Source organism: Streptomyces sp. NPDC056503 (assembly GCF_042794995.1).
GTDB lineage: Bacteria > Actinomycetota > Actinomycetes > Streptomycetales > Streptomycetaceae > Streptomyces.
Genome location: NZ_JBHTST010000005.1, coordinates 67,783 through 81,528 on the forward strand (window position 1 = coordinate 67,783; position 13,746 = coordinate 81,528).

Consider the following 13,746-nt stretch of genomic DNA (forward strand, 5'->3'; position numbering starts at 1 on the left):
CGGAATGTCCCGGTTCGGCGACAAGGCCTTCGGCGAAGGTCGCGGAGGAGCGGTGGAAGGCGGGCGGGCCCGGACCGGGCGGGGGCGGTACGGCCCCGCCGTCAGCGGTCGCCCGCGAGGTCGAGGTCGCGCCGGGGCGCCTCGGGGGCGTCGGGGACCGGGCGGGTGTCGCGCCAGGGGCGGGCGATCGGCTGGGAGACCGTCCGCCACCACGTCTCGCCCGGCACCTTTCCGGCGGGCTCGAACGGCTGGCCGGGGCGGGGCAGGGCCACCGTCTGGCCGGCCTCGCCGGCCGCGTCCCGCGTCCACTCGCCCGGCTCGGCCCACGGGTGCGGGGCGAGGTTGAAGGTGCCCCGGTGGATCGGCAGCAGGACCCCGCCGGGCGTGCCGCCCTGGAGGTCCAGGTGGGCGCGGACGCCCTCGGCGGGCGTCATGGGGATGTCGGGCCAGAAGCCGTTCTTGATTCTTGGAGCCAGCAGAGGCCCGACGACCCGTCGGCGCATACGGATCCACCGTTCCTCTTCGCTCCCTGAGCGCGCTTCCGTGAACGCCCATCCGACCCGTCGCGAGGCGAACGGATACAGTGCGCGGGACAGCGGCCCGGTCGGGGAGGCAAACGTGACCGACACCAGCGACACCCATCCCGTCGAGGGTAATGCGCCCGTGCAGCGGCAGAGCCGGCTGCAGCGCCTGATGCGTCACGTCCCCCTGATCGCCCCTGTCCTCCTGTTCGCCGTGCCCTGCTGGGTGCTCCTGTACGGCGGCCAGAACTGGCCGCTGCCCGCCACTCTGCTCGGCACCGCCCTGTTCGTCCTCGGACTCGTCGGGATGCCGTTCGCGATGGCGCGCGGCCACGGACGGCGTCAGCAGGACCGGGCGGCGATCGTCGGCGACACCCTGCTGGGCGCGAGCTGGGTCCTGTTCACCTGGTCCGTCCTGCTCGGCGTCCTCCTGCGGCTCGCCCTGACCGTGGCCGGCGTCGGCGAGGGCCAGGACCGCGCCCGGATCGTCACCTGGGCCGTCCTCGGCGTCACCGCCGTACTGCTCGCCTGGGGGTACGCCGAGGCCCGCCGCGTGCCCCGCGTACGCCGACTCGATGTACCGCTCTCGCGGCTGGGCCCCGGACTGGACGGCTTCCGCGTCGCCCTCATCACCGACACCCACTACGGCCCCCTGGACCGGGCCCGCTGGTCGGCACGGGTGTGCGAGACGGTCAACACCCTGGAGGCCGACCTGGTCTGCCACACCGGTGACATCGCGGACGGCACGGCCGAACGCCGCCGCGCCCAGGCCGCACCGCTCGGCACCGTGCGGGCGACCCGGGCCCGGGTGTACGTCACCGGCAACCACGAGTACTACAGCGAGGCCCAGGGCTGGGTCGACCTGATGGACGAACTGGGCTGGCAGCCGCTGCGCAACCGCCACCTGCTGCTCGAACGCGGCGGCGACACCCTCGTGGTCGCCGGCGTGGACGACGTCACCGCCGAGTCCTCCGGCCTGGCGGGCCACCGCGCCCACCTCGCCGGAGCCCTGAACGGAACCGACCCCGACCTGCCCGTGCTGCTCCTGGCACACCAGCCCAAGTTCGTGGACCGCGCGGCGGAACACGGCATCGACCTCCAGCTCTCCGGCCACACCCACGGCGGTCAGATCTGGCCCTTCCACCACCTGGTCCGCCTCGACCAGCCCGCCCTCGCCGGCCTGAGCCGCCACGGCGCCCGCACCCTCCTCTACACCAGCCGCGGCACCGGTTTCTGGGGCCCGCCCTTCCGCGTCTTCGCCCCCAGCGAGATCACCCTGCTCGTCCTCCGCTCCCCGCAGCCGCCCACCTGCCCGTAGCGCTGAACGGGCCGACACATCCGCCGGGACGGGGCGGCCATGTCCGTCAGTCCTCGCCGAAGTCGTGGTCGGGGTGGTCGGCCTCGCCCACGCGCCAGTAGCCGCGTGTGGTCACCTGAGGACGCGGCAGCATCCGGTCGTCGAGGAGGTACGACCGGGCCCTGCGGACCGCAGACGCCTCGCAGGCGATCCAGACGTGCGTGTCGTCCCCGAGACCGGCCCGGCGGAGCGCGTCGACGAGGACGGCGCCCGGCTCGTCCACCCGGCCGTGCCAGGTCACCTCGACGCCGGCAGGCGCCGGCAGGTCGATGCGGGGCTCGGCGCCCTCGACTTCGAGGTGCACCCGGCCGGTGGCGTTGTCCGGCAGTGCTTCGAGCAGCGTGGCGATCGCGGGCAGGGCGCTCTCGTCGCCGCCGATCCACCACGAGGACGCCGTCGGGTCGACGGAGAAGCGGCCGCCCGGGCCGCCGATGGCGGCGCGGCAGCCGGGTCTGGCCTGCGCGGCCCACCGCGCGGCGGGGCCGTCGCCGTGCAGGACGAACCAGACCTCCAGGGTGCCCGCCTCGGCGTCGAAGCGTCGGGGGGTGTACGTCCGCATCGTCGGGCGGCCGTCGGGCCAAGCGAGGCGGCCGTCCGGACCGACCACCGGGCGCGCGACGTCGCCCTCGGCGTCGGGCAGGAAGAGCTTGATGTGCGCTGTCGGGGCGGGCTCGGCGAAGCCGGCGAGGGCATCGCCGGCGAACAGCACCGCCACCATGCGGGAGGTCAGCGGCGTGACGTCGACGACCTCGACCTGGCGTGGCGGTCGGCGGCGTGGGCCGCCGGAACGGCTCTGGCCTCGGGGGCGGTCGGGGTTCCGGGGGAGGGACAAGAGGTGCTCCTTCACTTGTCGGCGCGGTCGGGTCCGGGCGTGGCGATGAATCGCTCGGTCAGGGTTTCGGAGCCTCGGGCGAGCAGGGCGACGTCGGCGCCGACGAGGACGAACGACGCGCCGTCCTCGAGGTAGGCCGATGCGACGGCCGGGTCGAAGGCGTTGACGCCGACGGGCTTGCCGGCGCCGCGGACGGACTCGAAGGCGCGTCGGACCGCGGCCAGCACGTCGGGGTGGGTCTGCCGGCCGATCAGGCCCATCGACGCGGCGAGGTCGGACGGGCCGACGAAGACGCCGTCGACGCCGTCGACGGCGGCGATCTCGGCGGCGTTCCCGACGGCGGTGATCGACTCGATCTGGACGAAGAGCGACACGTGGTCGTCGGCGTCGGCGAGGTAGTCGTCGACGCGGTTCCATCGGGCCGACCGCGCGAGAGCCGATCCGATGCCGCGGTCGCCGCGCGGCGGGTAGCGCACCGCCCGCACCGCGGCCTCGGCCTGCTCCGGGGTGTCGATCATCGGCAGCAGGATGTTCTGGGCACCGAGGTCGAGGATCTGCTTGATCATGACCGGCAGCAGGCCCGGTGCGCGGACGAGCGGGCTGACCGGGTAGGCGGCGACCGCCTGGAGCTGCGCGAGCACCGATTCGAGCTGGTTGGGCCCGTGCTCCATGTCGATCAGCAGCCAGTCGAGGCCGCTGCCCGCGCAGATCTCGGCGACGAGCGGGCTGCCGCTGCACACCCACATGCCGATCAGGGGGCGGTCGGAGGCGGCGAGCGCCTCGCGGAAGGTCGCCGGGAGGTTCACCGGAAGCTGCACGAGATCGTTCCCATCGTTCCGTAGTCGCAGAGCACCGAGTCTCCGCGTGACACCCACAGGGGTCGGGTGAAGGAGCCGGCCAGGACCAGCTCGCCTGCGTCGAGCCCGGTGTGGTGCTGGTGGAGTTTGTTGGCGAGCCACGCGACGCCCGTGGCGGGGTGGTTCAGCACACCGGCGGCGACGCCGGTCTCCTCGATCGTCTCGTTGCGGTAGAGCAGCGCGGAGATCCAGCGGAGGTCGACCGCGTCGGGGGCGAGGGGGGTGCCGCCGAGCACCAGGCCCCCGTAGGCGGCGTTGTCGGCGATGGTGTCGACGATCGTGCGTCCTTCGAGTTCCAGGTGGGAGTTGAGGATCTCCAGCGCCGGGACGACGTACTCCGTCGCGCGGAGCACGTCGAAGATCGTGCAGTGGGGGCCCTCCAGCGGCGCCTTGAGCAGGAAGGCGAGCTCGACTTCGACGCGTACGTTGGAGAACTCGTCGAACGGCACGACCGCGCCGTTGTCCCGGACGGTGTCGTCGAACATCACGCCGTAGTCCGGTTCGGAGATGCCCGTCGCCGCCTGCATCGCCTTGGACGTGAGACCGATCTTGCGGCCGACGAGGCGGCGGCCGGCCGCGATCCGCCGGTCGCGCCAGAGCCCTTGGACGGCGTACGCGTCTTCGACGGTCGCTTCGGGGTACCGGGCGGTGATGCGTGGCAGCACGGCGCGATCGGCGTGCGCGCGCTCGAGTTCGGCGGCGAGGTCGGCGAGGGTCTGGTCGGGAAGCAAGGTCAGGCTCCTTGGTCGACTCGGTCGCCGCGATGGGGGCCGTGGGCGCCGGGGGTGTGGTGGGTGCGGAAGGCGTCGAGGGAGCCGGTGCGGTGCCGTCGCACGGCCTGCTCGATCCGGTCGGGCGTCCCGCCCTCCTCGATGAGGTCGAGCAGGGCGTCGTGTTCGCACACGGACTCCCGGGGCCGGTGAGGGACGAGCCCGAAGATCGAGTCGCGCAGGTGGCCCAGCCGGGACCACTCCGCGTCGACCATCTCGAGGAGCCGGGGGTTGGGGCACCTGGAGTAGAGGGTGCGGTGGAATTCCTGGTTGAGCGCGCTGAAGCGCCGGAAGTCGAAGTCGCCGATCCCGCCGCGCATCGCCGTGTTGAGTTCCCGGGCGCGCGCCAGGTCCGGCCGGGTGAGGTGGGGCGTCGAGAGCGCCGTCGCCGCGCTTTCGAGCACGGTGATGACTTGCATCGTGTGGATGTAACGGTCCGGGTCGACCATGGAGACGCTCGCTCCTACGTTGCGCTCGAAGGTCACCAGGCCCTCGGCCGTGAGGTGGCTGATGGCCTCGCGGACCGGCACCACGCTCATGCCGAGCTGGGCGGCGAGTGTCGACAGGACGAGGCGGTAGCCGGGACCGAAAGCCCCGGACGTGATCCGCTCCCGGATCCATTCGTAGGCGATCCGCGACTTGCTCACGGCCTGTGCCGGCCGGGTCCGGGTCCGGGTCACGAGGTGGCCCGCCCGGTGTCCGACGGCGCCGCTTCCGTCCGGGCGGAGCGTTCGGCCTCGTACCTCGCCCGCCATTGCGCGTTCATCGGGAAGAGCCCCTCGACGGGGTGCCCCTCGGCCACCTTGCGGGCGATCCAGCCGTCTTCCGCCTCCTGGGCTATGGCGGCGTCGGCTATCTCCTCCGCCATCCCCGGCGGGATCACGACGACCCCGTCGGCGTCACCGACGAGAATGTCCCCGGGCTGCACGGTGGCACCGCCGCACGCGATGGTGAGGTCGGCGTCCCACGGGACATGCTTGCGGCCGAGTACGGCGGGGTGCGGCCCTGCCGTGAAGACGGGGATGCCTATGGCGGCCACCGTCTCGGCGTCGCGCACCCCGCCGTCGGTCACGATGGCCGCGGCGCCGCGGGCATGGGCGCGGATCGCGAGGACGTCTCCGAGCGTGGCCGATCCCTTCTCGCCGCGGGCCTCGATGACGAGGACCTCGCCCTCCTCCACGGAGTCGAAGGCGCGCTTCTGCGCGTTGTAGCCGCCGCCGTGGCTACTGAAGAGGTCTTCGCGGAAGGGGACGAAACGCAGCGTCCGGGCGGTGCCCACGAATTTCTGTCCCGCCGCCAAGGGACGGACGCCGTCGACGAAGACGCCTTCGAGGCCCTTGCGGCGCAGTTGGGCCGAGAGCCCGGCGACGGGCGCCGTCGCGAGCTTCGCCCGCAGCGCCGGGGACAGGTGAGAGACGGGTGTGGTGTTCAAAGGAGGGCTCGCTCCCACATCGTGTACGGAATTGTGGTTGGATCGCCTTCATGGCGAGCAAGGCTGAGCAGGCATTCATGATCCTCAAGGAACGGATCATGAACGGCACCTACGGACCCGGGCACCGCCTGGTCATCGACCAGCTCGTGCGCGAGCACGGGATCAGCTCGGTGCCGTGGCGCGAGTCGCTGCGCCGGCTCGAGGCCGAGGGCTGGGTGGAGATCGTGCCCAACGTCGGTGCGCTGGTGGCGACGTTCGACACCGACGCGTGGCAGCGGGGCCTGCAGATCGTCGCGCGCCTCGGCGGCTACGCCACGGCACTGTCGGCGCCCCATCTGACCAGGGCCGACCTGACGGCGGCCCACACGTTGAACCGGCAGATGGAGGAGGCGCTCGCCGGCTTCGATCCGGCTCGTTTCGGCCGGCTCAACCGGGAGTTCCACCGGTTGCTCGCGTGCCGCTGCCCCGACCGCCGCCTCGTCGACATAGTCGACAACGAATGGGCCCGGCTCGAGATCGTCCGCAGGTCGGCCTTCTGGTACGCCCCCGGCCGCGCCCAGGCCGCGATCGCCGAGCACGAGGGCATCCTCCAGCTCATCGAGTCGGGCGCGTCGGCCGAGGCCGTCGAGGCGGCCGCGAAACAGCACGAGATCAACACCATCGAGGCGGTCACCAAGTACGAGGCCACCCTGCCCGACCAGCGGTTCTGAACGGGGCACGGGTCACTCGCCGCGCTCGCGCCACCGGGCGATGAGCGCCTTGGCGTAGTCGTTGCCGTTGGGGTGCCGGAGCGTCGTGTGCACGTGGAACCGCGCGGGCAGCCTGTTGGTCAGCCACACGCCGGCGTGGTGGTCGAACTCGGCGATCAGCACCGGGCTGTGCACCCGGAAGTAGAACGGCTGCGAGCCGTCCGTCGCGCCGTACCAGGAGAACCACGTCTCGTCGACGTGCGCGTCGTACTCCGCCAGCGTGACTTCGCGCTGTTCCTCCACCAGCAGGTCGAGGCAGTCGGCGGCGATGCGGCGCAGCAGATCGCGTTGGGCGGTGTCGAGTTCGCTCGCCGGGATCCCCTCGTACGGAACCACCCGGTTGTCACGGAACGCGCCCACGACGTGCCGCTCGTCGGCGGGGTGCAGTCGCCCTTCGGGCATCGCCGGGTCGAGGACAGACCCGAAGACGACGGCCCGGTCACGCTGAACGCCCTTGAGGGAGCCGGCCAGTTCGAGGGCGAGCCGCTCCCGCGTCGTGAAGAGCGGCTCGTGGACGCCGGCCTCGTCGTCGTTCACGAGCGCGGGCTCGCCTCCGAGGAAGACCGGTGCGATGACGTGCCGGCCCCCCACGGAGACGAAGTTGAGGGCCACGTGGTGGCCGAAGAGCTGCCAGCCCCACGGCTCGCCCCGCACGTCTGTGGACGGGTCGCCGAAGACCGAGAACCAGTAGCTGTGGCGGTTCATGATCGTGGGCAGGCCGGCCAGTTCGCCCAGATAGCCGTTGAGTTCCATCGCACCCGAAACCCTGGCGTAGCCGTCGGCGCTCAGCGACGCGCGGAGGACGTCGTGGATCGCCGCCGTCTTGTCGTCGGTCAGGACCTCCATCCGCAGTCCCACGCGGTAGACCATGAACTCGGGGTTGCTCCACGCCCGCCACTGGGGTGCGTCGATGTCATGGCGCACCGCGTCGAGCTCACCGGGAGTGAGCATCGCGAGGAGGCGGCGGGCCGCCTCGACGGGCTCGCTCCCGGTGCCCGGCGACGCGGTGTCCGGCAGGGCGTAGAGCCCCTGGCGCACCGCGCCGTCGGAGGTCACCCCGACGAACGGCTCACGGTAGAGGCCGTCCCAGTGGACGAGGAGGTCGCGCAGGAAGGGCGCCCGGTAGCGGTCCTGGGCGAACTCCTCGTAGGTCATCCCGCGGACCTCGGCCAGCTGGGGGTCGTCGAGGTCGGGCAGGAAGGTGCGGTAGCTCTCGTCGGTGAGCTCGACCGTCTCCTCACGGCCCGTCGTGCGGGCGGTCGTGAAGAAGCCGTCGATGTCCTCGTCGGGTGTGGCGCTCATGATCTCACTCTGTTCCGGTGCGGGTCAGATCGGGAGGTTGAACATCTTCTTGGCGTTGCCGTAGAGCACGGCCTCGCGATCGGCGTCGCTGATGTCGAGCTCGTTCTTGACGAAGTCGACGCCCTGGCTCATCCAGGAGCGGAAGACGGGGAACGAGGAGCCGAACATGTAGTGGTCGGCGCCGTTGATCTGCAGTGCCGCCTCGACCTGGACCTTGCCCCACGAGTGCGGGTGGGTGAGGTCGAAGAAGATGTTGTTCTCGAGGTACTGCTTGATCTTGTCGCCACCGGTCGTCGACAGGCGCTGCATCGCCTCGCCGGCCTTGGGGGCGTGCGGGGTGAGCAGGGCCGTGGCCGCGAACCAGTTGCCGCCCAGCATGGTGTGGGTGAACTTGAGGTCGGGGAACTCGTCGAACATGCCGCTGAAGAGCTCACGTCCGACCGCGATGCCCTGGTCGATGATGCGGCCGTACTCACGGCGGAAGTTCTGGTAGTCGATGACCGACTTCCACTCCACCGGGAGCGGCGTGTGGTGGACGATGACCGGGACCTTCTTGTCGTTCAGCACCTTGAGGTAGGGCTTGAACGCCTCGTCGTCGAGGTAGACCTGGCCGTAGTGGCAGGCGAGCTGGACGCCCACGGCGCCGTTGTCGAGGCAGCGCTCGAGCTCGTAGACGTTCTCCTTTCCTCCCCACGGCGGGACGCAGGCGGTCGAGAAGAGGCGGCCATGGGACTCGGCGACGATCTTGGCGGCGTTGTCGTTGACCGCCTTGCAGGTCTCGAGGCCGAGCCACTCCTGCCAGACCGGGACCCGCATGATGCCGTAGTCGACGCCGGCGTCGTCCATGGCCTTCAGCTTCGCCTCGGTCGAGTAGTCGCCCTCGACATAGTTGAGGTTGGGGTAGCCCTTCGGCTTCTCCAGGACCAGCTGCTTCTTGCCGTCCTCCATGGTGATGACGCTGGCGATCTCGCCGAAGCCGCGCGGCGCGCTGTTGAGGAAGCCGTTGAGGATCTTCTCGTTGGTGAAGAGGTCCTCGGGCAGGTGGTGGATGTTGATGTCGACGACCGTCATGACGCTCCTTGCGAGGTGCGCTCGCGCAGCTTGGTGCGCGAGCTGTCGGTGTAAAGGGTCTGGACGATGTCGTGCGGTGTGAGCTCACCCGTGAGCTCATGTCCGACGACGCCGTCGTTGAAGACGAGGACGCGATCGCACAGCAGCGCGAGCTCGTTCTCGTCGGAACTGGCGACGAGAACGGCGCGGCCCTCGTGAGCGGCCCCGCGGACCGCCTCGACGATGGTCTTGCGCGCGCCCACGTCGACGGCCTGGGTGGGTTCGTGGAGCACCAGCAGTGCCGGGTCGGTCGCCAGCCACTTGGCCAGGAGCACCTTCTGCTGGTTGCCCCCGCTCATGTTCTTGAGCACGGCGTGCGGCCACGGGGGGCGCACGTCGAGGCGCTCGATCCATTCGGTCGCCAGCTGCTTCTCGGTTTCGCTCCGCAGCGGCCGCACCGTGCCGGCGGCGCTCGCGGTGCAGGTCTGCGGGAAGGAGATGTTCTCCGTCACGGTCATCCCTCCCACGAGACCGGCCGACTCGCGGCCCTCCGGGACGAGCGCGATGCCGCTCTTGATCGCCGAGGCCGGCGTCAGGCCCGTGAGCGAGATTTGCCCCGCGGGCAGAGTCACGGTGCCGCCCTTCGCCTCGCTGACGCCGCTGATCAGGTAGGGGACGTCGTCGTGTCCCGATCCGGCGAGGCCCGTGACGCCGACGACCTCACCGGGTCGGATGCGCAGGGACAGCTCGCGCACGTGGCGTCCCGCGAGGCGGTCGACCACGACGGGTTCGGCGTCGTGCGCGGCGTCGGTCGCCGTGCGGTGTTCGAGGCCCTCGACCTCGCGCCCGAGCATGAGGTGAGCGAGGTCGGATTTCGTCATGCCCTCGACGTCCTTGCCGGCCACGACGATCCCGCCGTCGCGAAGCACGGTGACCCGGTCGGCGGCCTCCACGACCTCCTCCAGGCGGTGCGTGATGAGGAGGGCCGAGGTGCCGGTCGCGACGATGCGGTCGAGCAGGACGTAGAAGCGTTCGAGCGCCTCACGGCCGAGGGCACGCGTCGACTCGTCGAAGATGATGATTCCGCGGCCGTCCTCGAGGTCCTGTACCGCACGGGCGATCGCGACGACCGCCTTCTCGTCCTCGTGCAGATCCGCGACCTTGGTGTCGAGCGGAATGCGGTGCGAACCGAGTCGTTCGAAGACGGCCTGCGTCGCCGCGGCCTCGGCCTTCCAGTCGATCCGGCGAAGGAAGCGCGAACCCTTGAACCGGCCGAGCCGGGTGTTCTCCAGCACGGTGGCGTCCGGTACGAGGCCGAGGTTCTGGTGCACGACCGCGACTCCTGCGGCACGGGACTCGTCGGGACGGATGGGGAGGTCCAGGTCGACGCCGTCGACCGTGACACGGCTGCCGGGGTCGGGGCGGTAGAGGCCGGTGAGGATCTTCGCGAGGGTGGACTTGCCCGACCCGTTCTGCCCGATGAGGGCGTGGATCTCTCCGGGACGCACGTCCATGGCGACGTCGCGCAGGACCACGGCGCTGCCGAAGGTCATGGTGACGTCCTCGACGGCGAGCCGGGGGGCCTGCGGGAGAACCGCCTGCCCTGCCGGAGCCTGGTCGTGGTCCCCGCTCACGCGACGCCCCACAGCTTCTTGAAGTCGTCGGTGAAGGTCGCCGGGCCGAACCACTCGCCGGAGAGTTCGGCCTCCTCGGTCAGCTGGACGTCGCCGATGTTGTCCTTCGTGAACAGACGGGTCGGGATGGCGTACTCCGGCACCGGCCGGCCGAGGATCAGGCGCAGCGCCGCGTCCGTGTCGACCCAGCCCTGGAAGGCCGCGGCCTGGGCCGTGACGGCCGACAGAGAGCCGGACTTGAGGGCCTTCATGCCGCCGAGGGAGGCGGAGCCGGTGACGACCTTGACGTCCGTGCGGGATGTCTGCTGGACACCGCCCTGGGTCGGCTGCAGGTACTGCTCGAACTGCGAGTCGACGTAGGTGATGGTCGGGTCCTTCAGCAGTACGGCGCTGGTCGAGGACGGGATGAGCGCGAAGTTGGAGGACGTGACCTTGTTGGTCGTCAGCCTGCAGCCGGGACAGCTCTTCTGCAGCGCGGCCTTGCCGTCGGCGACGTAGCGGGCGGGCGACGGGCCGTCGGAACTCTGGTTGATCAGGATGTTGGCCTTGCCCTGGGAGTCCGAGACGATCCAGTCGAAGAGACGGATCTGCTGCTCGCTCCCGGGGACGGGCACCCAGGTGAGCGTCTTGGAGGCCGGGTGGGACGGGTCGGGCACCTGGTTGCTGATGACGACCGGTATGCCGGCCTTCTGCGCGGTGTCGAGGCCGTTGGCCGCCAGCGCGTACGGGATGGCGTCCGCGATGATGGCCGCGGCCTTGGCGTCCGTCGCCTGGCCGATGCAGCCACCGATGTCGGTCGGCGTGCCCTTGCCGTCGCAGACCTGGAGGCGGAGGCCCACGGCCTCGGCGGCCGCGGCCAGGGTCTTCTCGGTGGTGGTGAACTGCGGCGCCTGCTTGGTGATCGGGACGTAGAAGATCGTCTTGCCGGCGACGGAGTCGACGTCGTCGAGCTTCTCCGTCGGGACGGGGTAGGCGTCCAGCGGCTTCATCGCGGCGGCCGACTTGTCGCCGACCGCGGAAACCGAGCCGTCGGCGCCTGTGGACGCGGGGGCCTCCGCTTCACCGCCGCAGGCGGCGAGGGAACCGGCGAGGAGGGTGACGCTTGCGGCTGCGGTCCAGGCGCGGACGCGCCGACGAGAGGCGGGACGTGCAGATCTCATGGCGAAACTCCGGTGTTTGCTGAGAATGACGCGGTGACGGGGGTGCCGCTGGTGCGGGAGAGCGGCCGGCGGGTGATCAGCGCGAGCGGTTGCGCAGCACGGTCGAGATGGTGACGGCGACGACGAGGACGCCGCCGTAGAAGACGCTCGTGACCCACGAGGTCGCGCCCAGGAGCTGGAGCCCGAGCACGCCGGTCCCCAGGAAGAAGACGGCGATGAGGGTGCCGATCGGGTTGAACCGCCCCGGCTGCAGGATCGCCGTGCCGAGGAACGTCGCCGCGAAGATCGGCAGCAGGTAGCTCTGCGACACGTTCGGGTCGAAACCGCCGGTGGCCGCGGCGGAGAGCACACCGCCCACGCCCGCGATGAGCCCCCCGGTCGTGAAGGCCCCGATGCGGACCCTCGTGACGCGAACGCCGGCCAGCCGGCTGACCTCACGGTTCTCACCGACGAACCGCATGGTGCGGCCCAGCGGCGTGAAGTGCAGGACATAGGCGAAGACGAGCATGAGCGCGAGCCCGTAGAAGAAGCTGATCGGAAGGCCGGCGACCGGCTGGAGCGCGATGTCCTTGAAATCCGTGGGGAGACCGCTGACGGGCATCAGGTCGGAGACCCACAGCGCGATCCCGAGGAGGAAGGTGCCCATGCCGAGCGTCACCACGATGGTGTTGACGCCGACCTTGACCACCAGCCAGCCGTTCACGGCACCCACCGCGGTGGACAGGACGAGCGAGGCGAGCGCCGCCGCTCCCACGCCCCACCCGTGGTTGACGTGGAGGATCGTCAGCATGATGGCCGCGAGCCCGAAGTTGGAGGCGACCGACATGTCGACGAACTCGCCGACGATGATCGTGCAGAGCAGGGCGGCGGTCAGAAAGACGAGCGCCGCCTGGTTCTGACTGCCGAAGATCACCTTGAAGCTGCCCGACGTCATGAAGGTGTCGGGCCGGAGGACCGCGAAGAGGACCGCGAGCGCGATCCAGACGCCGATGACGGCGAAGCGGGAGGCGAACGAGACCACGCCGCCGTTGCGCTTCACGGAGGCGGGGACCGGTGTGGGCGGCGCTGTCAGGCCGGTGGTCGGCCGGGCGGCCGTGTGCATCTCGGACATGGGATCGGGGCGCTCCCTGGCTGGTACGTACGGGGCTATGAAGCCGATCACTTCAGGATCGTGTGCGAAACCATATACACAATCGCCTGTAACGCAAGACCTGTAGCAACTCAAATCGTGGTTGAAATCGTACACGATTCCCTCTACGGTTTCGGCTCATCGTGTGGCGCACACCACCACGCATCCTCAGAGAGGCAGGAACCGTGACCCGCACCACCAGCCGTGACGTCGAGTACCACCACGAAGGGACCCGCATGCTGGGCCAGGTGGTGGCACCTCGGGAGCGAGCCGCCGACACCTCCTCGGCCGTGGCGGTCCTGCTCCTCCACGACGCCTTCGGCATCAGCGAGGAGATGATCGGCAACGCCACCCGGCTCGCCGAGGCCGGACATCCGGTGTTTCTGGCCGACCTGTGGGGCGAGCGGTCCACGCCTTCCTCCCGCACCGAGATCGGACCGCTGATCGGCGCCATGGCCCAGGACCGTGACCGGTGGCTGGGGCGCGTCGCCGCCGCCCACGCGGCGCTCGACGGGCAGTCGGAGTTCACCGGCCGCCCACTGGCCCTCCTCGGTTACTGCTTCGGCGGCTCCTCGGCGCTCGAGTACCTCCGCACCGGAGCCGTCGTCGCCGGCGTCGCCGCAGTGCACCCCGGGCTCGACCTGCTCGATCAGGACTGGAGTACTCCGGGGTCGGCCTCCGTGCTGCTGATGATCGGCGCCGACGACCCGATGGCGACGCCCGCCATGCGACGCCGGCTCGAAGAACACCTGAGCTCCGCCGGGCTCGACCACCAGTTCCACCTCTACGGCGGCACCACCCACGCCTTCACCAGTCCGAAGGCCGCCGACTCCCCCGAGCCCGCACGGATCGCCTACCACGCGCGCAGCGCCGCGCGTGCCCGGGAGGCCACCACGGGCTTCCTCGCCGAGCTCTCCGCTCCGGCCTCCTGACCCCCATCCCCTTACACGACG

Annotated in this window: 13 protein-coding genes and 1 pseudogene; 3 read left to right on the forward strand and 11 right to left on the reverse strand. The window is 70.7% G+C overall.

Going from position 1 to position 13,746, the window contains the following annotated elements; genetic code table 11:
- Positions 1–101 precede the first annotated feature (101 nt).
- Positions 102–485: pseudogene (locus ACFQ8C_RS02575) on the reverse strand (MBL fold metallo-hydrolase); the annotation flags it as partial.
- Between the two features lie 133 nt (positions 486–618).
- On the opposite strand from ACFQ8C_RS02575, the gene ACFQ8C_RS02580 reads away from it, so the two are divergent.
- Positions 619–1,839 (forward strand): metallophosphoesterase, encoded by a 1,221-nt coding sequence (locus ACFQ8C_RS02580; RefSeq protein ID WP_383451501.1) that lies wholly within the window; start codon positions 619–621, stop codon positions 1,837–1,839.
- A gap of 46 nt (positions 1,840–1,885) precedes the next feature.
- Here ACFQ8C_RS02580 and ACFQ8C_RS02585 read toward each other — a convergent pair whose 3' ends face one another.
- From ACFQ8C_RS02585 to ACFQ8C_RS02605, 5 genes are read right to left on the reverse strand one after another with little or no spacing between them, the layout of a single operon-like run.
- Positions 1,886–2,710, reverse strand: coding sequence for a siderophore-interacting protein (locus ACFQ8C_RS02585; RefSeq protein ID WP_383451503.1), 825 nt, complete (start codon positions 2,708–2,710; stop codon positions 1,886–1,888).
- An 11-nt stretch (positions 2,711–2,721) separates the two neighbouring features.
- The gene (locus ACFQ8C_RS02590) at positions 2,722–3,528 is read right to left on the reverse strand and encodes an HpcH/HpaI aldolase/citrate lyase family protein (protein ID WP_383451505.1); all 807 of its coding nucleotides are present in this window, start codon (positions 3,526–3,528) and stop codon (positions 2,722–2,724) included.
- Positions 3,513–4,298, reverse strand: coding sequence for a 2-oxo-hepta-3-ene-1,7-dioate hydratase (locus ACFQ8C_RS02595; protein WP_383451507.1), 786 nt, complete (start codon positions 4,296–4,298; stop codon positions 3,513–3,515). The genes ACFQ8C_RS02590 and ACFQ8C_RS02595 overlap by 16 nt, the downstream gene beginning before the upstream one ends.
- 2 nt (positions 4,299–4,300) lie before the next feature.
- Complete coding sequence (locus tag ACFQ8C_RS02600; RefSeq protein WP_383451509.1) at positions 4,301–4,984, reverse strand: GntR family transcriptional regulator; 684 nt, start codon at positions 4,982–4,984, stop codon at positions 4,301–4,303.
- Positions 4,985–5,013: 29 nt separating this feature from the next.
- The gene (locus ACFQ8C_RS02605; RefSeq protein ID WP_383451511.1) at positions 5,014–5,769 is read right to left on the reverse strand and encodes a hypothetical protein; all 756 of its coding nucleotides are present in this window, start codon (positions 5,767–5,769) and stop codon (positions 5,014–5,016) included.
- A gap of 50 nt (positions 5,770–5,819) precedes the next feature.
- Here ACFQ8C_RS02605 and ACFQ8C_RS02610 point away from each other — a divergent pair, with 50 nt between their 5' ends.
- Complete coding sequence (locus tag ACFQ8C_RS02610) at positions 5,820–6,479, forward strand: GntR family transcriptional regulator (protein ID WP_383451513.1); 660 nt, start codon at positions 5,820–5,822, stop codon at positions 6,477–6,479.
- Positions 6,480–6,491: 12 nt separating this feature from the next.
- Here the strand turns inward: ACFQ8C_RS02610 and ACFQ8C_RS02615 are convergent, their stop codons facing one another.
- The 5 genes from ACFQ8C_RS02615 to ACFQ8C_RS02635 form a co-directional block, all read right to left on the reverse strand.
- Positions 6,492–7,820 (reverse strand): DUF3500 domain-containing protein, encoded by a 1,329-nt coding sequence (locus ACFQ8C_RS02615; RefSeq protein WP_383451515.1) that lies wholly within the window; start codon positions 7,818–7,820, stop codon positions 6,492–6,494.
- Positions 7,821–7,844: 24 nt separating this feature from the next.
- On the reverse strand, positions 7,845–8,891 hold the full coding sequence (locus tag ACFQ8C_RS02620) for an amidohydrolase family protein (protein ID WP_383451517.1): 1,047 nt from the start codon (positions 8,889–8,891) through the stop codon (positions 7,845–7,847).
- Positions 8,888–10,504 carry a sugar ABC transporter ATP-binding protein gene (locus ACFQ8C_RS02625; protein ID WP_383451519.1) on the reverse strand — a complete coding sequence of 539 codons (1,617 nt, stop codon included), beginning with the start codon at positions 10,502–10,504 and terminating at the stop codon, positions 8,888–8,890. Before ACFQ8C_RS02625 ends, ACFQ8C_RS02620 begins: the two co-directional genes overlap by 4 nt.
- Positions 10,501–11,664: a sugar ABC transporter substrate-binding protein gene (locus ACFQ8C_RS02630; RefSeq protein ID WP_383451521.1), complete on the reverse strand. Its 1,164-nt coding sequence runs from the start codon at positions 11,662–11,664 to the stop codon at positions 10,501–10,503. The genes ACFQ8C_RS02625 and ACFQ8C_RS02630 overlap by 4 nt, the downstream gene beginning before the upstream one ends.
- 76 nt (positions 11,665–11,740) lie before the next feature.
- Positions 11,741–12,775 (reverse strand): ABC transporter permease, encoded by a 1,035-nt coding sequence (locus ACFQ8C_RS02635; protein WP_383451523.1) that lies wholly within the window; start codon positions 12,773–12,775, stop codon positions 11,741–11,743.
- A gap of 203 nt (positions 12,776–12,978) precedes the next feature.
- Between ACFQ8C_RS02635 and ACFQ8C_RS02640 the strand changes: the two genes are divergently transcribed.
- Entirely contained in the window at positions 12,979–13,725 is a 747-nt protein-coding gene (locus ACFQ8C_RS02640) for a dienelactone hydrolase family protein (protein WP_383451525.1), read from the forward strand.
- The last annotated feature ends 21 nt before the right edge of the window (positions 13,726–13,746 follow it).